Below are 19312 nucleotides of genomic sequence, written 5' to 3'. Positions count from 1 at the left end.
ATAACCTCATGGCCGGGAAACTATAATCAGTTCCCCGGTTTAATGTTGATTATTGGAAATCAGTTTGTGCTGCCACATCGTTTGAACTCAATAACCCAAACCCATGGGTTGCTCTGCCAGCTTTCTTCATCGTAGATAGATTTCCAGAGAGTAACGAAAGAGCCCCTGGCGCTAAGCTGGTGTTGAGTCCAGCCCGGTTGGTAATGCTTCCAGAACCCGCCGCGAAACTGGGCCACGCCTTCAGATGCTGCATTCTCTTCGCTGATAGCGTTTAATCGCTCCACACGCACACCGGTAATTTCCAGCAGAATGCGGCTGGCCCAACGCGGCATGTGGATGGATGGGCGCCATTTGAGGGCTTCAGCATCATTAGGCGCGCAGTCCCAGCCTGCCGGGTGGCTTGCTTCAAACTTAGGAGTGGCTCGGTAATCTACCCACTTCTCCCCGCCATATTGAGTGTCATCTACCGGGCAAAAGGTCTCTCTTACCCAGATGCGGTCGCCTGGCTTGCCAAATGCGCTGTTCAGATAGTTCCCTGCTGACAGCTCCCCGGCCAGTTCATTGCCAGCCAGCTCGCACCCAAGGTTTTTATCATGTACAGGGAATTTCACTGGGCGCCGCGTCTGCGTCTTCCGGCCGTCGAGGATGGCACGCACCATTTCTCCATTAAAAATCATTCCACGCTCGATCATCGTGAAGCCTCCGACTGAAGAGCCTTGTATGCACGCAATACATGGGTTGTTTTCCCGGAAATAACCGTTTTTAAAATAAAGAATCCACTACGCTTTGAACGAACGGAAGGAGCTAGGAATAAAGCAGTATCAACGGCGCGATTGTGCAGCCGGAATTCGAATACCGTACTTGTGACAATCGCGGTTGCTATTACACCTTTATCAATAAATTCTATTTTCATATTTGTTATTTCCTTTTGCAGGATTGCTAACTGAAACTGATTTTATTTATTCCAGAACGAAGGCCGTAATTGGGCTGTTGCTGGTCTGGCTGGTAAAGAGTTTCGGAATGATGACTTTGCAGCTGTGAGCGTTTCTTTCTTCTTTTGCTTTTCATTGCACACAGGGCAGTAATAGGCTTGCTTTCGGTATGCACCCTTTCCGATGGGGCGATATTGCAACTCTTCGCGTGCAAAGGAGCCGCCGCAGCTGTAGCAGTGGAGTGTTTCGGCTTCCATATTTATTCCTGTATTAAGGTGTGTGGATACCTGCCATTTAAGGCATTAATTCATTTTTTCGATAATTAAAATGAAACTTCGGTATTTACTTTATATTGCCCTGTAAGCAAGTCAGCATCGACGGAAATTAAATCCCCGTACAGGTCGTAATTTAAAACTACGTCCCGAAATTGAAGTCCGGAAAGTGAATCCGTGCGACCACAAAACATATAGTCTTCTTCGTGCTTTGCTGCTTCATGAATATCTTTTATTGACGCCATGGCATCAGACCACATGCCACTGTTACCAATGAACTGCGCAATAGCGAGTTTGCTTTGAGCTGCTTTAACCATCGGGTTGCTTTGCAGAAAATTAGCCATTAAATACTCCCGTAACATGCAGAATTTTTATAATGGTCGCAGACCAGACAACAAGACAGATGGCCAGAACAATAACCAGTGAACGAATGCCATTTCTGCTCATACTCCACCCCAGCACTGAACGCTTACCGATGCGACCGCAACTAAAAATGGAACAACCTTCAACCAGAACCGGCGCCATGCTGGCTTGTCTTCGTCTCGAATCATCTCCTTTCCCTCATGCGTGTTGAGTACCTAACAGGCCTTGCAATGCAGTGCCGGGTGCCTCCCGGTGATACCAGCCAGTTAAGAACTGGTACCGACAGCTTCTTTTCCACCCCACTCTTTTTAGAAACGAGTGATACCGCTTAACTGTGCCGCGTGCGCATAGCCGCATTCACTGCATTGCAAAGCCTGTTGATTTTTAGCCTTCAGGCGGCCAACCGAACGTTTAACCTATCGCACCGTTGTGTCGATAAGTAGAGAATACTACATAAAGTAGATTGGTCAACACTTGGAGTAGAAATAAATATCTACTAAAAGTTGTTTTTAACGATGCAGGAACACAAAAAAACCCAGCATTGCTGGGTTTGGTGTGGTTGTTTCTGATTTATTTTTTGTCTGGATCTGCGTACTCGCTATAGAACTCCAGGAGCTTCTTATAGCGAATCTCAAAGGCCAGAAGCATGTTGTTTGCTTCTGCATCAGGGAATTTTCTGAAGACTCGAATCAGGCGTTTCTCTTCATCGCTTAAGCTCGCGAATTCTGTTTCATCGCCCTTCTCTGGTTGGGTGAGGGTGACAGTCTCCGGGGCTGCGTTGGATTCAGCACTGTTTTCTACTGCCCCGTAGTCTAGCCAGGCTGGAGGCACGCTCAACCATTCCGCAATTCTCATCAGCTTTTCATCGCGCGGTTTTGCTGTGCCAAGCGTATACCGCCTAGCCATTTCGTAGGTGACCTGTCCCGCATGACTTAATTGCTTAACAGACAAGTTCTTTTTACTCATCTCTTGGTTAAGTCGATCTGCGAAGTCTTGATGCTTATTCGATTTTTCTACCATAGGTAGAAGATTACGGCAGAGAGTGTTTTTAGTCATTTCTATTTTAAGTAGTTGCATTTTCTACTTTGTGTAGTATTCTCTACTTACCAACTCACAGGAGGTAAGAATGCCTACACCATACAAAAACATAACGGAAAAAGCCGTTAGAGCGATTGGGAATGTTTCCTGTGTCGCCCGCATGTTCGACTTTAAGTCGAGCCAGTCAGTAGCAAATTGGATAAACCGAAATTGCGTCCCTAGTGATCGCGTCATCCCACTCTGTCGCATGGGAGGGTGGGTAGTAACCCCTCATGAACTTCGCCCGGATCTTCATCCAACACCGATTAGCGGGCTTACGGAAGAAATTATCACCAAGCGGCAGAGGGAGTCTGATTGATGGAAATCAAACACGAGCACGTTGAAATGGTTCTGCTCGCCTGGGCTGCTGAAGTCGGCCAGGCATACGCAGCCAACGCGATTGCTGAAGAATACGTGCGCTCCGGTGGGACTGAGCTTCGCCTGGTTCCGGGTAAGGCGTGGGCCAATCAGCAAAATATCTTCCATCGCTGGCTGAAGGGTGAGACCGAACAGCAGCGCGAGAAAATCCGTCTTCTGCTTCCGTCAATCCTGCGCGTTCTGCCGCGTGAAATCCGTCATCGTCTGAGCATCTACGACACGATCGAACGTCGGGCATTGCTGGCGGCCCAGCATGCCATCGGAACGGCTATTGATGCGCACGACGACGCTATTGAAGCCATATACAGCAAGGCGTATCAGCCTGTCGCTGTTGAAGTAACGAAATACCACTGATTCTGGAGGTGACTATGTGTACCCAGTCTGCTGCTGAATTGATTGCTCGTCTGAAACGAGCGTATCCGGCGTATGAGCCGTCTGAAGGAGATTGTGCTGGCACTGGCATCCCTAAGGCCGGTTCTCGCTTCCAGCACAGACACAAAGGCCACATGGTGACGGTACTCACAGCGACAGAGAAAGATGTTTCCTACCGCAAAGCCTGCGGGGCTATTGGCTGGGTGGGGTTGAGAGAGTTTTTACGGCTACACAACGAGGTTTCGGAATGAACAATCAGGTTTTTGAAATTGTTCAGGCCATGTCGGGGCAGGGGAACTGCATAACGATCCCCGGACCGTATCTGGATTTCTTTGCAGGAGACAGGCAGCAGCATTTGCTGGCGGCCATTCTCAATCAGCTGGTGTTCTGGTCGGGCAAGTCGAGTCTGGAAAATGGCTGGTTTTACAAAGAGCACGCAGCGCTTGCGAAAGAGATCCGCGCTAAAGACGGCGATGTGGTCAGAAAAGCAATGTTCAAGATTACAGAGAAGTACCTGGCGGGGGTTATTGAGGAAGAGCTGCGGCAGGTAAGCGGCACGCCGAAGAAGCATTACCGCGTCGATCAGGAAGCGCTAATCGCCAAAATATTCCCGCAAGAGGGAGATTCAAATAAACCATTGAAAAATATGGATACGGCTCAAGAGCTGAATGGAAACGACTCAAGAGCCGAATCTGAGCAAGTGATTGAAAGTAATGGAAACGGCTCTCAAGCCGAATGCATTCGCCCCAAGAGCCGAATGGAAACGGCCCAAGAGCCGAATCCTGGAAACGGCTCTCAAGCCGAATCCTGTCTCTATACAGATCTTAAAAACAGATCACTACATGCAGATCATAAAAACCACGCGGGAGAGATTCTTCCTGTGGATAACTTTGCAGAGTCAGGACGTGAACCAGTCATCCCGGAAGCAAACATTCCTGACGCTACCGGAGACAGTAACCTGGCTACCGATGACGACTTCGATCTCGCGATGTGGTTCTGGTCGACCATCATCGAGATGTACGAACGCGCCGCCGAATTTGACGGCTCTCTGGCAAAACCGAGAGAACCGAGCTTTGTCGCCTGGGCTAACGAGGTTCGCCTGCTTCGCCAGGAGCATGGATGTAGCCACGACCAAATCCGCACCATGATTGAGCGCATTCAGCGCGATCAGTTCTGGTGCCCAAAAGTTCAAACTATGAAGACATTACGCAACAAATGGCCAGAGCTGGCACTGAAGCTGTGCCCGGTAAATCTCGCAACCGGAGGCAACCTCGGTTTTAGCGGCAAGGTTCAGGCAGATATTCCTAAGGGTTTCAGGGGCTAAGGAGTTTTTTTAATGAAAACAACCAAATCCAAGAAAACACAATACAACGGTGAAATCACGATGATCGAATTTCTCAAAGCTAATTCTGATTTGACTACGCGTGAAATCGCCAATGCGCTGGGGCGCGGTATGTCGTCAGTGAATGGCCAGCTTCGCCAGCTGCATGGAGCGGGGCAGATTGTCCAGAGCGGCCTACGCAACGGCGCAGCCTTGTGGCGCTTTAACGACATGCCGTTTGGCTGTGCGAACCGTATCCGCATGATGTTTGAAAACCTACTGAAGGAATGTCGCGGGGTCGCTCAATGAAATTACAAAAATGCCCTGATTGCGGCGCGGTACCTGAGTTTCACTGGAAAGATTATACGTTTGGCTCATGTTCAGGCGCCCTGAAATGCCTGTATGACCATTACCGAGTCCAGCACAGTTACTGGGCTGGTGGAAAGAACAAAGCCAGACATGCTCTGGAACAAAAATGGGTGGAAGCGGTGAATAAAAACGAGGTTAAAAATGGCTAAAGATTCGAAAGTGGTATACGGCGCCAGTGGCAAGACAAACGTTTTAACGTTCGAGCCTGAAAACCTTCATCTGGTTACCGACAAAACTCACCCGCTTTACGATGAGCGTATCCACCTGCCTATCAGCGAGGCAATGGTGCTGAACATCATGGACCAAGGCGTTCTTGAGCCGATTATCGTCTGGAAAGACCCCGAAAGCGGGCTGGCCTGTGTGGTGGATGGTCGTCAGCGCGTGCGCCATACACTGGAAGCCAACAAGCGTCTGTCCAAAGAGAGCAAAGAGCCGTTACTGGTTCCGGCAGTCACTAAACGTGGCTCCGCCGTTCGCATGGCGCAGGCGATGGTAAGTGCTAACGAAATCCGCCAGGCAGATACACCGCTGGGCCGGGCAAAGAAAATGGCTGATGCGCTGGAGCGCGGGCACGACGAGGACGATTTAGCGCTGATGTTTGGCGTGAGTGTCCAGACAGTACGCGCAACGCTATCCCTGCTGGATGCCACCCAGGCAGTCAAAGACGCTGTAGAGTCCGGCACAGTGACGGTTACTCAGGCGCGTCAACTTGCATCACTGAAACCCGAAGAACAGCGGAAGAAGGTGGCAGAAATCGAAGCGGCAACTGCTGGCACAACCGGCCATGAAAAAGCCCGGCGTCAGCGTCAGATCCTCGGTGATGCAAAGCCTCGCCTGAAAACCCGCAAAGAAATTACTAAAGCCCTGGAATCTGCCGAGGGTGAGTATGCAAGCGCACTCCGTTGGGTGCTTGGGGAGGAATCATTATGAGCAAAATAGGCGATCATTTTTTTGAATTTCCGGCGTCGCGTGGAACTCAGGGTGGTTCAATTGTCCTGATGCTGACAGTACCTGCACGGACACTAACGAGAGTCCTCGCCAGCGATAATTATGGTGAGACTCTTGAACGCTCTCAGCGAGAACTGAACCTAACCAGGGCGAAAAAGTTTTATCAGTATCTTTTTGAGGCATATGAGAAAAAACAGCCATTCATCATTCCACCGCTGGTAGGTAACTGCGACTCGTATATTGAATTCGAAGAGTTTGGAAACACTAACGTGGGGGTAGCCCGTTTCCCAATGGATGCAGAGATTAAACTGTTTGATGGTCAGCATCGCGCAGCAGGTATTGCGCAATATTGCCGCACCATTGATGAACCGATCCATGTCCCCATGATGCTTACTCTACAGTTGCCACTGAAGACGCGGCAGCAGTTTTTCTCTGACATTAACAACAATGTTTCGAAGCCATCTGCGGCTATCAACATGGCCTATAACGGGCGCGATAAGAATGCGCAGGAGATGGTCAGCTTTATCAGTTCACACGACGTCTTTTCTGAAGTCACCGATTTTGAGCACAACGTCGTTCCAGCGAAAAGTGATAAGTGGGTGAGCTTCAAGGCCCTTAGTGATGCCACTGCAAAATTTTCAGGTTCATGTTCGCAAGATGATCTGGAGGGGTTGTGGAATGCCTGGCTGATGCTGACTGGTTTAGATGATATTCGCCGCGGTACGAATCAGGCAGAGTACAAACGCGAGTATATCCAGTTCCATGCTGTGATGATCAACGCCTTCGGCTACGCAGTGCAGAGGTTAAGCGAAGGTCGGGGAGTTCGCGGGGTCACGCTAATGATTGAGGATCTGGTAATGAATACCGGCATTGCCGATCGTGAAGATTTCTTCCTCATTTCATCATGGGATGGTATTTGCGCCAGCTGCGAGAAAACAAGGCCAACGGTCATTGCGAATGTCTCATCTCAGAAAGCTGCAGCATCACGCCTGATGGATGCCATCGTGAATAAAAACTTGTCTGTCAGTAGAGGTAAGGAATCAGACCATGACTAATAACCAGTTAACCAGAGAACGTCTGGAAAAAATTAAATCATGGCGTGACACCTACGGTGCCGGAAGCAACGTAATGCTGCCAGCTGAAGAGGCTGAGGAGCTGGCTCGCATCGCGCTGGCTGTAATAGACAGCGAGCCGGTCCGCAACCCTGTGCTGGCGTATGCCGACAGTTATCGTGATATGGCGAAACAAGGCGTCGAGTCAGTCCCAATATGGAGCGTCATTACCGACCTAGAGCGAAACATAGCGCCGCTCTATATCCACGCGCAGCAGCCGGTAGTGCCGGAGGAAAAGCCAATGCCTAATCCGCTGAGCATGTACGCCGTTGATGCTGTAGCGGCTATAGCAGAGGTGAAAGGCTGGAACGCCTGCCGCGCCGCCATGCTCGCAGCCGCCCCGCAGGAGGTGAAGGGTGAGTCATGAACTTACAGATAGCCAGATTCTTGCTGACCTCATTGGTACCCTGCAGCGTTATGGCTACAACGTCGATAGAAAGTCTCTTTCACCAGTCTTGCTAATCGTGCATCAGGATTTAAAGGCTCGCCAGCAGGTTGCAGAAACGATGATTCGCTATCTGGAATCGCCGCATTTGCTGGCTATCGACACTGCTCCGACGCGGGGAACTGGCGATGCCTAAATCCCCCGCAAAACGCAAAGCCATAAAACACAAACACCATATTTGTTATCAACAAATCTAAGGTTTGTTATTTATGCAAATGATAACCAGAAAAAAGCCAGCTTTTACCGAGCTCTATCAGACTGGAGTTCTGACCCGCATTGTTGCAGTCAGAAACGCAGATAGCGGAGGCTGGCGACTGTTTGGGCTGTGGAGAGATAAGCAAATCGGCGTATACGTTGAAGCCGCTCGCGGTGGCGTCCGGGAGTGGTCAGGGCTGAATTACCTGGCTAACTTCTGCGGGAGCTGCGGAATCAGTTTGTGGGAGGTTCACTGCAAGGTCGAGCCCAAGTTACTTCAGTGATTATTAGTCCATCACCTTAAGCCCGCTTTTGCGGGTTTTCTTTTTCTTGCCTGGAAAATAGTGGGTTGCACACTACACAAAATGTGCATTCTTTGTCGCGCTAGTGTTTTCTGCTACTTCATTTTACATGCAGTTAATTAAATTCTGAAATTGGCTTAATTCTTCTATCTGAGTGAAATAGGGGGTTGAACCAGAGAAAAAATGTGAATGACTTTTTTATATTTAGTGGTTTTCCATAACGCATTGAATTTATTGTTCTTTGTATTTTCATTGTCATTCTATTTTGTCTGTAAAAATAGGGTCTTGATGGACGATCTAAATATGTCATTGTATTCCAGAGCGTCGCGAGTTCATTTTTAGCCATCCCTGTACAGGAAAAGAAAAATCTACGATTTATGAAATATTCACAAGGTGCGGACTGATGAATAAGAAAGAAATGAATGAAGCAATGGACGTTTTGGGTACGTATGTTGTCAACCACCTTTCTGGTGGAGTTTATGTTGTAACCCCGCTTAATGAAGGAGAGATTGTAATCACAAAGGAATCTCACGAGGAGTGTAAAGTATTCTTCCGGAAGAAGAAAAAGTGATTTATACTAATCACCTCGGCTGAACACCGAACCTATCGCGCCATCACCGGAGTAAAGTGATGACGCAAAAACGCAGCAACGCCATTTTACGCCGTGCCTCAGTGCGCGGTGTTTCTGTTTGTCTGTGGCACCCAGGCGGTGCGATATGAGAGACCCCCGTCGCAGATGCAAAGCACCCGGCTGCGGTGCCTGGTTTAACCTTACCTATACAAATGTTTACTGGTGTTGCGAAGAGCATAAGAGCCAGTACCTTGCGCATCAGCGCGAGAAACAAAAGGTTAAGACACAAAACAGGTTAAAAAATAAACCCGATCACCATATCCGCCCTGAACCAAAGACGGCTGAGAAGCCCCTCAGTCACTGGCTGGAAGTCACCGAGCGCGTGGTTAATACCCTTTGCCGTGAAACTGCCCTTGCTAATGGGGAGGGGTGTATTTCCTGCGGTACTCACGACGCCAAAGTCTGGCATGCCGGCCACTACAGAACCGTTGCTATAGCCTCCCACCTGCGGTTTACCCGCATCAATATCAATCTTCAATGTGATGACTGCAACGTCGGCAAGTCCGGGAATATCAAAGCTTACCGGGTCGGGCTGGTGGAAAAAATCGGTGAAGCCGCAGTTCAGGGGCTTGATAACGACAACCGGATTCACCGCTGGACCATCGCAGAGCTGGAAGCCATCCGCCTGCAGGCTTACGCCGACTTACGCGCACTGAAAAAAACGCTGGAGGCCGCATGACTAATCCTTACTGCGAATCCCTCACAGCCCTACGCAACGCACCATCACATTATTTAAAAGAGGTTGGCGACCAGTGGCGAACGCCGGATCCGCTTTTCTGGGGTATCAATGCGATGTTTGGTCCGTTGATGCTGGACCTGTTCGCTGATGACAGCAATGCAAAATGCCCTATCTGGTACACCGCAGAAGATAACGCGCTGACACAGGACTGGTCGGAAATGCTTTCCTCAATCGGTGGTGCTGCATTTGGCAACCCGCCATACAGCCGCTCTCAGTACCACGAAAAGCAAGCCATCACCGGCATGACGCACATCATGAACTACGCAGCTGCGCAACGCGAGAAGGGCGGTCGCTATGTTTTCCTGGTTAAATCCGCAACGAGCGAAACCTGGTGGACGGAAGATGCGGATCATGTCTGCTTTATTCGTGGGCGGATTGGTTTCGATCTGCCTGTCTGGTTTAACCCTGCCAACGACAAACAAAGGCCGACCAGCGCATTTTTCGCTGGTGCCATAGCTGTGTTTGATAAGACCTGGAGAGGCGAGAAATTCAGCTACATCAACCGTACCGAATTGGAAGCGAAAGGCCAGTCATTTATGGCGCTGGCACAGTTTGCCGCCGAGCAACCGAAAATCAAAAATGAGGTGAATAAATGATTAACCCTTCTGAGGTTGGTAAATCAGGTGAAATGGTTCGCCTCCGCACTCTGGAAAGCATCTGGATACAGGGAAAGCTGCGTATGTGGGGCCGCTGGTCGTATATAGGCGGTGGTAGCGGCGGCAATATGTTTAATCAATTGCTGGCATCCGGGAAGATAACGAAAACAGCTATCAACGATGCACTACGCCGGATGAAGAAATCAGGCATTTCCAAGCCTGAGCTTGAAGCGTTCTTTCAGGAGATTCTTAACGGCAAAAATAAAAGTGGACTGGCGTTCTGCACTGATGAAGAGGCGCTGACCATCAATTCAGTTCTCGGAGAAATACTGGTTCGCTCAGGGCATAAGAGTCTGTATGCGCTCATAGAAGACAGATATATCAAGCGTCTGAGTAAAAAAGCAATGGCTCGCGACCTTAACAAAAAACACCCAGAATGGTGTCTGCGCACATGTGAAAGCAGAATCGACGTTTGGCTAAATCTTGCAGAATCGATGCTTTATGCACCAATGCGTGATGCTTTCGGCACAAATAGCGACAAGTTTTACTTGAACTCTTGCGCAGAAAATGCTTGAATTGTGTTAGGCTCGGGACGTTAAAGCGAACTGAGCAGCAAAAATTATTGAAGCCCGAGGTTAACGCCTTGGGCTTTTTGCTTTCCGTTGATACGACAGGGGTATTCGCGAGATGCATTGCATCAGTACCCCTGTCACATCGTCGTGGAGCATTGAAACGAGTTTCATCAGATGTTAAATTTTTTGGTGTGGTGAATCCCCCTATGCGGAGGGGCGTCCAACTAATAGAGCGAAAGCCCTGTGAATACCACGCGAGTGATGTCTGTTGGGGCATGCTCACCGGGAGGCACCCGGCACCACAACCAATACAAACAAAGAAACAGCAGTGGCAGGCTCGCTTCGGCGGGCCTTTTCTTTGGGCAAAAAAAAGCCCGCATGGTTTCACGCAGGCAAGGCAGTTACATTTAGATTTTGTCCCGGTATATGTTTTTTTGTCCGGAAGTCGAAAGATACTGTCTCGAATACATTTTGTAAATAACGGATTCAAATCACAAGGCCATGCATTTGCATGGCTTTTTTATTATCAGGTCCCGCAGGAATCATCATCGACATGCTTCGTTGTTAAATCCAGCCTGACGGGCCTGACCCCTTTTAAAACACACAGCTTCCCGATCTTTCATCGGAGGCGGTAACTATGGCTAAACGTATGCAAGACAAAGAGAGCATTGCCGGGATGTCCTGGCTGGTTCTGCTGATCATTGCTTGCTGGGGTGGACTTGTCCGCTACCTGATAGATGTGAAGCAGAGCAAGGCAACATGGAGCTTGATCAATGCTCTTGCCCAAATGGTGGTTTCAGGGTTTACCGGCGTTATTGCTGGCTTGGTGAGCATTGAAAGCGGACTGAGCATTTACATGATACTGGCCACTTCCGGAATTAGCGGGGCAATGGGTTCTGTTGCTTTGACCTATTTCTGGGAGCGCATTACCGGAGTTAAGGCGCCATGACAGCAGATCAGATTATCGAGGGCATCCTCGGTAAAGAAGGGGGTTACGTAAATAACCCGAATGATAAAGGCGGCCCAACGCGCTGGGGTATCACGCAGACTACCGCCCGCGCATATGGCTATAGTGGCGATATGAAGGCGTTACCACGGGATACAGCCAAAGCCATTTATCTGTCGCAATACTGGACTGAACCGAAGTTCGACCGCATCGCCGAGTTGTCGCCAGCCATTGCACAGGAATTGTGTGATACCGGCGTGAACATGGGGCCACGTGTCGCCAGTACATTCCTGCAGCGCTGGTTATCGGCGCTGAATATGCAGGGCAAGCTATATCCGGACCTGAAGCCGGACGGCGCGATCGGCAACATCACTATTGCAGCGCTGAAAAGCTATCTGGCCGTTCGCGGAAAAGATGGCGAAACCACGCTGCTGAAGGGGCTTAATTGTAGCCAGGGCGCCCGCTATCTTGAGCTTGCTGAAGCTCGGGCGGCAAATGAAGATTTCCTCTATGGTTGGGTAAAGGAAAGAGTGGAGCTATGAACTATCTCATTAATCGGCTGAAAGAGCCTTCCACCTGGCGCGGCATCATTCTTGTTGTTGCTGGCGTATTTGGTTATCAGTTGCCTCAGGGCATTCAGGAAACCGTCATCGCTGGCGGCGTAGCGCTGGCTGGCGTTGTTGGTGCGGTAATGCCGGACAGCGTTAAGAAGTAACGCGCCATGCTGATTCTCTTCATTCTCCTGTCGATCTGGCTCTGTCGACTACCGGAGAGGCCGGGCTGGCCAGAAGTCAGCCCATCCATCTCACAGCTGGCGCTCGTAACCGAGTATCCGGCACGCAGCAAGGGGCTGCGCTGAGATAAGAGCCCGCATTACAGAAGTCCTTCATTGAGGGGCTTCGATAATGCTTAACCGACAAGAAGCATAGATCTGGTGTCAACCAAAGAGGTGAGCCACATCTTGACGGCTCGCAAAGCCGTTAGTAGATACTATTCTTCCGTTAGTTGATGCTCGTAAAAATTTGCGGATTGAAGATCGTTACCAGCAAACCATTCGCAATGATAAGTTTTATATTCTTCATTAAAGCTTGAGACCGTCATTAGTGGACCGCCTGACTTCAATTGGACAACGGCACCATCTTCAAATTTACGCGACATACAGAATCCTCATTTTATTTGGTACTCAGATAAAAGCTGAATCAGAAGAATAAAGAATATTGATCATCCACAAACAAAACTAAAGAGAATTTTATGGCAACACCGGACTGGGAGGCCATCGAGACGGCGTACCGGGCCGGGGTGATGTCCCTCCGAGAAATAGCATCACAACACGGAATCAGCGAAGGCGCTATCCGTAAGCGTGCCAAGCGTGACGACTGGTCACGTGACCTGAATGCGAAGGTGAAAGAACGCGCTGACGATCTGGTACGCAAAGCTGAGGTACGCAAGCAGGTACGCAGTGAAGTTACTTTTAACGAACGCGTACTCATCGAGGCGACTGCTGAAGTAATCGCCAATGTCCGCATGGAGCATCGCGGCGACATTAAGCGAGCCAGACAGATAACCAATGCCCTGTTTGATGAACTTGGGGCAGAGTGCGCAGACGTGGCCGCACTGGAGATGCTCGGAGAGTTGATGTTCAACCCTGACGATAAAGGCCAGGATAAGCTCAATGAGATTTACCACAAGGTCATCAGCATGCCGGAGCGCGTTAAGTCGGTTAAGGCGCTGAGCGATGCGCTGAAGAACCTGATTGGACTTGAGCGCCAGGCCTATGACATTGACGGGCCTGAAGGCGACAATTCTGTTAAGCAACTCTCTGACCTGATGGATTCTTTGTCTCAGGGGGCGTAATGAAACCTGAGCACCTCAAGCTGCTGTCCAATAAAGACTGGCGGCTGAACAATCTTTACTGGATCACCGACAAAGAGGGTAAGCCGACCCGCTTCAGGATGACTCCTGAGCAGAGGGAATACTTCGAGGGGATCCACACCCGCAACATCATCCTTAAGGCTAGGCAACTCGGTTTCACAACTGAGGTGTGCATCATCCAGCTCGACGCGGCACTGTTTGAGTCGGCGAAATGCGCGCTGATTGCCCACACGCTGAATGACGCAAAGCGCCTGTTCCGCGAAAAAGTGAAGTACGCATACGACAAGTTGCCGGCAGAGATAAAGGCTGCCAACCCGGCGAGCAATGATTCGTCTGGTGAGCTCGTCTTTAAGAAGGGCGGCTCGCTATACGTCAGCACGTCATTCCGTGGCGGTACGCTGCGCTATCTGCACGTTTCCGAGTTGGGGAAGATATGCGCCAAGTATCCTGATAAAGCCCGGGAAATTGTCACTGGTGCTTTTGAGGCGGTATCGACTGGATGCTTTGCGACCATAGAGAGCACCGCAGAGGGTCGTGCTGGTTATTTCTTCGATTACTGCCAGACGGCAGAGAAAGCCTTGTTGCAGGGCAAGCCACTATCTGCGCTGGACTGGAAGTTTTTCTTCTTCTCCTGGTGGAAGAATCCGCAGTACGCAATCGACCCGGTCGAACCGCTGCCAGTACGCCTGATTGAATACTTCGCTGAAATGGAGGCGAAGCACGGCGTAGTAGTCAACGAACGCCAAAAAGCCTGGTATTACGCCAAAGAAAAGACGCTCGGCGACGACATGAAGCGCGAATACCCGACCATTCCGGCCGAGGCGTTCCAGCAGTCGGTCGAGGGCGCGTACTACGCCAAACAATTCCGCTGGCTCTACACCAACAAGCGGATCGGCAAAATCCCGGATAACTCACACCTACCGGTTCACACGTTCTGGGATATCGGTGTTGGCGACTCCACGGCCATCTGGTTTGTTCGCGAAGTTGGAGAGGAATTTCACATCATCGACTACTACGAAAACTCCGGCGAAGGCCTGAGACACTACATGAAGGTGCTGAAAGACCGAGGCTATGAGTATGGCGAACACTGGGGGCCGCACGACATCGAGAACCGCGAGTTCGGTGCTGACGCCAAATCGCGCAAAGAGCTTGCGCAGGAAGGCTATGAAATCGACGGTCAGGTGTACTCGATGACATTCAACGTTGTGCCGAAAACGGGTGTCGATACTGGCATTGAGTCGGTGCGTGAAATCCTCCCGTCCTGTGTATTCGATGAGGATAGGTGTGCCGAGGGCATATCTCACCTCGAGGGCTACCGCAAGGAGTGGGACGACAAGCGCGGCTGCTGGAAAGATAAACCGCTTCATGACTTCACATCACACGGTGCTGACGGCTTCCGCTACTTTGCTGTAGCGAAGAACAACCACAAGCAGGTCGGCGCAGTATTCTTCTAAGGAGCTCATCAGTGAGTGAATTAAGCACCGGGGAACAGTTCCTCGTTAATGCCCTTGCTGATGCTATCGGGCGGCAGCGCATGCTGTACGCGGGCCAGCCGGGAAACACCAAACGCACGAAATTGTGGGATGAGTTCGGCTATCCGAACAGTCTCGAGTTCGACCGCTATTATCGGGCTTATGAGCGCAACGCGGTAGCTTTTGCCGCCGTTCATAAGCTTCTTGATTCGTGCTGGGTTGATAACCCGACGATCATCGACGGCGATGACGGCAAGGAGTCAACCGAGACAACAGACTGGGAGAAATCAGCCACTAAGTTGCTGAAGAAACACTGGCCGAAAATTAAGGATGCGGATCGCCGTAATCTGGTTGGCCGGTACTCGGCATTGCTCATTCAGTTTAGGGACGGAAGAGAGTGGAGTGAGCCGGTAGACAGGTCTGTGGTGGCACGTTTAAAGGACAAGGCCATTGTTAAGCTGATCCCAGCGTGGGAGTCGCAGATCAAGCCGGGAAACTTCGATACCGACACACTATCAGAAACATACGGCCAGCCAGTTTCGTACAACTTCAACGAGCAGCCAGTTGGTGATGATGGTACGTACGGTCCGGTGCGAGGCGTCACCGTACACCCCGAGCGAATCATCATTCTCTGCGAAGGCTCGGAAGACGAAAATATGCTGTCTGGCGTGCCTTTCCTGCGCGCGGGCTACAACAAATTGCTCGACCTTGAAAAAGTCTCGGGCGGCAGCGCAGAAGGGTTCCTGAAGAATGCCAGCCGCCAGCTCGGGATTGCGTTCGACAAAGAAACCAGCATTGCAAATCTGACAAAGGCAGCCACAGATGCTGGCTACAAAGACCTTGGTGAAGCGCTTAACGACAAGGTCACCAAGATGAACCGTGGTACTGATGCTGCCCTGGTAATGCAGGCCGGCACGCCGTCGGTTCTCTCCGTTGCGGCAGCAGACCCGTCTCCGACCTGGACGGTGGCGGCCAACGAGTTTGCATCTTCGATTCAATGTCCGTTCACCATCCTGTTTGGACAGCAGACGGGGCGCCTTGCCTCCGATGAGGATAAAACAGACTGGGCTAAGCGCTGTAACGGCCGCCGCTGGGGATTCCAGTCGACGATTGTAGAGAGCGTGCTTGAGCGCTTCTGGACTGTAGGCGTCATTGACCCGCCATCATCCGGAGAGGTCACGCTGGCATGGTCTGATCTGCTCGCGCCGAGCGAAAAAGAGAAGATTGCCAACATGCAGGCAATGGCTGTCGTGGCGAAAGATACCCAGCAGGCATATGGCACACCGGCGGTGGATGAAAACGAAATCCGCGCAGTCGGTGAGCTGGAGCCTCGCAAGATAGTGCAACCACCTAAACCTGACGTAAAGCAAACCGATAAGGATCCGCTGACAGATGATGATGACAGCGCAAACCAGAATCGGGACGCCAATCGTACCGCGCAATAAAGCTGACCCTACGCAGTCCTCGCGGCAGGTCAGCAGGATGTTCAATGATATCGAAGACCGGTATCTGAACATCAAGCGCAGGCTTAAGGCACTATTTGACCAAAGGCTTACAGGGCTGCAGCGAGAGGCGAACGCACATCAGTCGTGGATGATGTGCAACAACGAGGGATCCGACCCTTCGCTGTATCAGGTCAACGCCGGTAAGTTCATCTATGACATGACCGCCGCTGAGCTGGCCGACCTGCTGCAGGTTGTGCAGTCAATTTTGGATGATGAGCTTCTCGATGGCGGCAACCAGAACCTATGGGCGATGGACTACGTCATTGCGGAGTATGACCGCGGCACGCTAAACGCCTTCACCAACCTTTCGGTGCAGTCGCAGGTATATGCCAGCCAGACAACGCTACAGCAGCTTTTAAACAGCCCCGGTTATCTGAACCAGATAGCGGCGGCCAGGCTTACAACGTTCAGTGACTGGAAGGTTATCAGCGACACCGCCCGCGGCGATCTGACCAGCATCATCACCGATGCCGTGGCCCGTGGAGTTAACCCACGCGAAACGGCCAGCGTCATCAGCAAGCGCCTCGATGTGTCGATGTCGAAGGCGAAGACCATCGCTCAGACTGAGCAGGTCGGAGCGCTGCGGCAGGCACAATGGAATGAAACGGACTGGGCCGCTGATCGGCTGGGGCTGAATACCGGCCTGCTGTGGCTGTCAGCACTTAAGCCAACTACGCGCACCTGGCACGCCAGTCGTCACGGCAAAGTCTACACCGCTGAAGAAGTGCGGGACTTCTACGCTGAGAACGGTAACCGGTACAACTGCTATTGCAGCCAGATACCAGTGCTGCTCAACGACGACGGCAGCATATTCAATGAAGGGCTGGCGAACAAGCTGGAGAAAGAGCGTAAGGCTTGGGATAAAGTAGAATAATAGTGATATAAATACCTATCAAAATAAGATGATAGGTAAATTATGAGCTCGATTACACCCGCTGAGGTTGGATCTTTTGCCCTTTCACTTGTGGGCCCGATTATTATTGGTGTGGCCGCAGCTGGTTTCACAGCTTATTTCGCATTACGCCGATTCTACAGAGAAAAGTGGTGGGAAAAGAAACATACAGCCTATGGGCAACTGATCGATATTCTTATCGAAATGAAGTCAATATACGCTATGGCCTCAAACCATTATCAACGTATCTATGAAGCTGAAAGAAGGTTGCAAGACGTTCCTGATTACCATTTCGATTGGAGTAGGTTTAACGATCTTAAAAAGGAACTCAGAAGGTCTTTCATCCTAGCCCCGATCTCCCTTAGTTCTAACACAAAAGAACTTTTAGATGATTTTTTCTCCTTAGATGCTAGTGCAGAGGAATCAATCCATGAGGAAGGTTACCCTGAACAAGCCGCATATGGAGACATGGAAAGGGACGTTGAGGACATAATTAGCCTGATAGTTGAAGATGCTAAAAAAGAATTGAACTTCCACTGATAAAGATCTCACTACAAGCCCGCTTAGGCGGGTTTTTTATTGCCTGAAATCCACTAATGAGGACCCAGCATGAAACGCAACCGCGTTAACGTGCTGACCGTCGTCAACTCCGCTTCAAACATCACCACTGAAACCATCGACGGCAAGCCACATATCGTGGTTCGCGGCATCACGCCTGTCGTGGACGATATCGTGATGAACCGGAAGTTGTACCCGGCAGCAGAAATCGAAAAGGCCTACAACACGCTGGAGCGCAACCCGATGCCGCTGGGCCACCCGAAGGTGGAAGGCAAGCACGTGTCTGCGCGCGATGTACGGGCGGTGAATGAGTACCACGTCGGTGCCTGGCTGCAGAACGTCAGCCACAATGACGGCAAGGTGACGGGCGACATGTACGTTAACCGCCAGTACGCCGAATCCAGCGAGAAGGGCAAGCGCCTTATCAACCGCCTGGATGAGATGCTTGCTGGCACCAACTCCGACCCGATTCACATCTCCACCGGCCTGCTGTATTCCGGTATCGCTGCCAATGGCGAATCGAAGGGCAAGAAGTACAACGAGATCGCTACCAACATGATGTTTGACCATGTGGCGGTACTGCTCGATGAGCCGGGTGCTGGAACACCGGAGGAGGGCGTGGGTATCTTCGTTAACTCAGAAGGTGATGAGCAGCAGATCGAAGTTGCTCGCCTTGCTGACGGAATTGACTGCACCCGCGACGGCCTGCTCAACAAAACCAAATTCTTCTTCACCAATGCCTCCAACTTCTCTTTCGACGACATCTCCCGCGCTATCTGCGACAAGCTGCGCGAGGGTGACACCGGAGATAAGTGGCTTTGGCCTGAAACGGTGTGGCCGGACAGCTTCATCTACCGGGACGACACCAAATACCTTAAACAGAAGTACCTCATCGATGATGACGGCAAGGCCGTGTTCGTCGGCGAACCTGTAAAAGTCGTGCGCAAACCCACTGAGTACGAGATTAAAACCAACGGAGAGAACGATCCGATGAAAGAACTGATTATCAATGCGCTGCAAGCCGCTGGTAAGCCGACTGAAGGCAAGTCCGACGCCGAGCTGATGGACGCATACAACCAGATGAAGGCTGAAGAAGCCACCGCCAAGAAAAAAAGCGATGAAGAAATCAACCCGGAAACCGGCAAGCCCAAGAAAAAAGAGCAGGCCGCCAATAACGAAGAGATGCCAGCGTGGGCAAAAGTCCTTACTGAGCAGGTCACCGCACTTAACAGCCAGATCAATGCCAACTCTGACAAAGAGAAGGGCGAAAAGCGCGCGGCTGTGAAACTGGCGATGAACATGAGCGACGACGAAGTTGCAGATCTGGACGGTAAGGCGCTCGACGCCATGTATGCCAAGTGCCAGACATCTTTCGGCCTGAACGCTGCATTCCGCAATCAGGCAACCAATACCCAATCAGTCAGCGAAATGCCGGAGTAAAAA

Annotated in this window: 28 protein-coding genes; 21 read left to right on the top strand and 7 right to left on the bottom strand. The window is 50.8% G+C overall.

The window, feature by feature from the left end; genetic code table 11:
• Nucleotides 1–59 precede the first annotated feature (59 nt).
• The 6 genes from GUC22_RS18120 to GUC22_RS18100 all read right to left on the bottom strand — a co-directional run bounded on the left by GUC22_RS18120 (nt 60) and on the right by GUC22_RS18100 (nt 2644).
• Nucleotides 60–692, bottom strand: a complete 633-nt coding sequence (locus GUC22_RS18120; RefSeq protein ID WP_160183709.1) for a morphogenetic protein — start codon at nt 690–692, stop codon at nt 60–62.
• Nucleotides 689–913, bottom strand: coding sequence for a hypothetical protein (locus GUC22_RS18115; protein ID WP_042944716.1), 225 nt, complete (start codon nt 911–913; stop codon nt 689–691). The genes GUC22_RS18120 and GUC22_RS18115 overlap by 4 nt, the downstream gene beginning before the upstream one ends.
• Nucleotides 914–955: 42 nt before the next feature.
• A complete protein-coding gene (locus GUC22_RS18110) occupies nt 956–1189 on the bottom strand; it encodes a hypothetical protein (RefSeq protein ID WP_160183708.1) in 234 nt (77 codons plus the stop codon).
• A 65-nt stretch (nt 1190–1254) separates the two neighbouring features.
• Entirely contained in the window at nt 1255–1548 is a 294-nt protein-coding gene (locus GUC22_RS18105) for a host cell division inhibitory peptide Kil (protein WP_160183707.1), read from the bottom strand.
• Nucleotides 1541–1651: a hypothetical protein gene (locus GUC22_RS27565; RefSeq protein ID WP_309475226.1), complete on the bottom strand. Its 111-nt coding sequence runs from the start codon at nt 1649–1651 to the stop codon at nt 1541–1543. Before GUC22_RS27565 ends, GUC22_RS18105 begins: the two co-directional genes overlap by 8 nt.
• Before the next feature lie 486 nt (nt 1652–2137).
• Nucleotides 2138–2644, bottom strand: coding sequence for a hypothetical protein (locus GUC22_RS18100; protein WP_077267846.1), 507 nt, complete (start codon nt 2642–2644; stop codon nt 2138–2140).
• Nucleotides 2645–2962: 318 nt separating this feature from the next.
• Here GUC22_RS18100 and GUC22_RS18090 point away from each other — a divergent pair, with 318 nt between their 5' ends.
• The 15 genes from GUC22_RS18090 to GUC22_RS27305 all read left to right on the top strand — a co-directional run bounded on the left by GUC22_RS18090 (nt 2963) and on the right by GUC22_RS27305 (nt 12285).
• The gene (locus tag GUC22_RS18090; protein ID WP_160183706.1) at nt 2963–3376 is read left to right on the top strand and encodes a toxin YdaT family protein; all 414 of its coding nucleotides are present in this window, start codon (nt 2963–2965) and stop codon (nt 3374–3376) included.
• A gap of 265 nt (nt 3377–3641) precedes the next feature.
• The gene (locus GUC22_RS18085; RefSeq protein WP_160183705.1) at nt 3642–4718 is read left to right on the top strand and encodes a hypothetical protein; all 1077 of its coding nucleotides are present in this window, start codon (nt 3642–3644) and stop codon (nt 4716–4718) included.
• 12 nt (nt 4719–4730) lie between these two features.
• A complete protein-coding gene (locus GUC22_RS18080; protein WP_142469721.1) occupies nt 4731–5024 on the top strand; it encodes a FaeA/PapI family transcriptional regulator in 294 nt (97 codons plus the stop codon).
• On the top strand, nt 5021–5233 hold the full coding sequence (locus GUC22_RS18075; protein WP_160183704.1) for a hypothetical protein: 213 nt from the start codon (nt 5021–5023) through the stop codon (nt 5231–5233). Before GUC22_RS18080 ends, GUC22_RS18075 begins: the two co-directional genes overlap by 4 nt.
• Entirely contained in the window at nt 5226–6014 is a 789-nt protein-coding gene (locus GUC22_RS18070; protein WP_160183703.1) for a ParB/RepB/Spo0J family partition protein, read from the top strand. The genes GUC22_RS18075 and GUC22_RS18070 overlap by 8 nt, the downstream gene beginning before the upstream one ends.
• The gene (locus GUC22_RS18065) at nt 6011–7087 is read left to right on the top strand and encodes a DGQHR domain-containing protein (RefSeq protein ID WP_142469719.1); all 1077 of its coding nucleotides are present in this window, start codon (nt 6011–6013) and stop codon (nt 7085–7087) included. The genes GUC22_RS18070 and GUC22_RS18065 overlap by 4 nt, the downstream gene beginning before the upstream one ends.
• On the top strand, nt 7080–7511 hold the full coding sequence (locus tag GUC22_RS18060) for a hypothetical protein (RefSeq protein WP_160183702.1): 432 nt from the start codon (nt 7080–7082) through the stop codon (nt 7509–7511). The genes GUC22_RS18065 and GUC22_RS18060 overlap by 8 nt, the downstream gene beginning before the upstream one ends.
• Nucleotides 7501–7725: a hypothetical protein gene (locus GUC22_RS18055; protein WP_142469717.1), complete on the top strand. Its 225-nt coding sequence runs from the start codon at nt 7501–7503 to the stop codon at nt 7723–7725. The genes GUC22_RS18060 and GUC22_RS18055 overlap by 11 nt, the downstream gene beginning before the upstream one ends.
• Before the next feature lie 764 nt (nt 7726–8489).
• Complete coding sequence (locus GUC22_RS18045) at nt 8490–8657, top strand: hypothetical protein (RefSeq protein WP_155774241.1); 168 nt, start codon at nt 8490–8492, stop codon at nt 8655–8657.
• Nucleotides 8658–8802: 145 nt separating this feature from the next.
• On the top strand, nt 8803–9396 hold the full coding sequence (locus tag GUC22_RS18040; protein WP_160183701.1) for a recombination protein NinG: 594 nt from the start codon (nt 8803–8805) through the stop codon (nt 9394–9396).
• Nucleotides 9393–10052, top strand: coding sequence for a phage N-6-adenine-methyltransferase (locus GUC22_RS18035; RefSeq protein ID WP_160183700.1), 660 nt, complete (start codon nt 9393–9395; stop codon nt 10050–10052). Before GUC22_RS18040 ends, GUC22_RS18035 begins: the two co-directional genes overlap by 4 nt.
• Nucleotides 10049–10627 (top strand): DUF1133 family protein, encoded by a 579-nt coding sequence (locus GUC22_RS18030; protein WP_160183699.1) that lies wholly within the window; start codon nt 10049–10051, stop codon nt 10625–10627. The genes GUC22_RS18035 and GUC22_RS18030 overlap by 4 nt, the downstream gene beginning before the upstream one ends.
• 646 nt (nt 10628–11273) lie before the next feature.
• Entirely contained in the window at nt 11274–11573 is a 300-nt protein-coding gene (locus tag GUC22_RS18025; protein WP_031280382.1) for a phage holin family protein, read from the top strand.
• Complete coding sequence (locus tag GUC22_RS18020; RefSeq protein WP_064374479.1) at nt 11570–12112, top strand: glycoside hydrolase family 108 protein; 543 nt, start codon at nt 11570–11572, stop codon at nt 12110–12112. Before GUC22_RS18025 ends, GUC22_RS18020 begins: the two co-directional genes overlap by 4 nt.
• Complete coding sequence (locus GUC22_RS27305) at nt 12109–12285, top strand: hypothetical protein (protein ID WP_201746399.1); 177 nt, start codon at nt 12109–12111, stop codon at nt 12283–12285. Before GUC22_RS18020 ends, GUC22_RS27305 begins: the two co-directional genes overlap by 4 nt.
• A gap of 275 nt (nt 12286–12560) precedes the next feature.
• Here GUC22_RS27305 and GUC22_RS18015 read toward each other — a convergent pair whose 3' ends face one another.
• Nucleotides 12561–12728: a YodC family protein gene (locus GUC22_RS18015; RefSeq protein WP_160183698.1), complete on the bottom strand. Its 168-nt coding sequence runs from the start codon at nt 12726–12728 to the stop codon at nt 12561–12563.
• Between the two features lie 93 nt (nt 12729–12821).
• Here GUC22_RS18015 and GUC22_RS18010 point away from each other — a divergent pair, with 93 nt between their 5' ends.
• The 6 genes from GUC22_RS18010 (at nt 12822) to GUC22_RS17985 (ending at nt 19309) form a co-directional block, all read left to right on the top strand.
• Nucleotides 12822–13424, top strand: coding sequence for a hypothetical protein (locus tag GUC22_RS18010; protein WP_160183697.1), 603 nt, complete (start codon nt 12822–12824; stop codon nt 13422–13424).
• The gene (locus tag GUC22_RS18005) at nt 13424–14896 is read left to right on the top strand and encodes a terminase (RefSeq protein WP_160183696.1); all 1473 of its coding nucleotides are present in this window, start codon (nt 13424–13426) and stop codon (nt 14894–14896) included. The genes GUC22_RS18010 and GUC22_RS18005 overlap by 1 nt, the downstream gene beginning before the upstream one ends.
• 80 nt (nt 14897–14976) lie before the next feature.
• Entirely contained in the window at nt 14977–16359 is a 1383-nt protein-coding gene (locus GUC22_RS18000; RefSeq protein WP_227673676.1) for a DUF1073 domain-containing protein, read from the top strand.
• Nucleotides 16313–17293, top strand: a complete 981-nt coding sequence (locus GUC22_RS17995) for a phage minor head protein (protein WP_201746418.1) — start codon at nt 16313–16315, stop codon at nt 17291–17293. Before GUC22_RS18000 ends, GUC22_RS17995 begins: the two co-directional genes overlap by 47 nt.
• Before the next feature lie 42 nt (nt 17294–17335).
• Nucleotides 17336–17851, top strand: a complete 516-nt coding sequence (locus GUC22_RS17990; RefSeq protein ID WP_160183693.1) for a hypothetical protein — start codon at nt 17336–17338, stop codon at nt 17849–17851.
• A gap of 69 nt (nt 17852–17920) precedes the next feature.
• Nucleotides 17921–19309 (top strand): DUF2213 domain-containing protein, encoded by a 1389-nt coding sequence (locus tag GUC22_RS17985; RefSeq protein ID WP_160183692.1) that lies wholly within the window; start codon nt 17921–17923, stop codon nt 19307–19309.
• Nucleotides 19310–19312: the final 3 nt, after the last annotated feature.

Source organism: Klebsiella sp. MPUS7 (assembly GCF_009905335.1).
Classification (GTDB): Bacteria; Pseudomonadota; Gammaproteobacteria; order Enterobacterales; family Enterobacteriaceae; genus Klebsiella; species Klebsiella grimontii.
The sequence above is the reverse complement of the archived record's forward strand: the minus strand, read 5'-3'. Positions and strand labels throughout refer to the sequence as shown.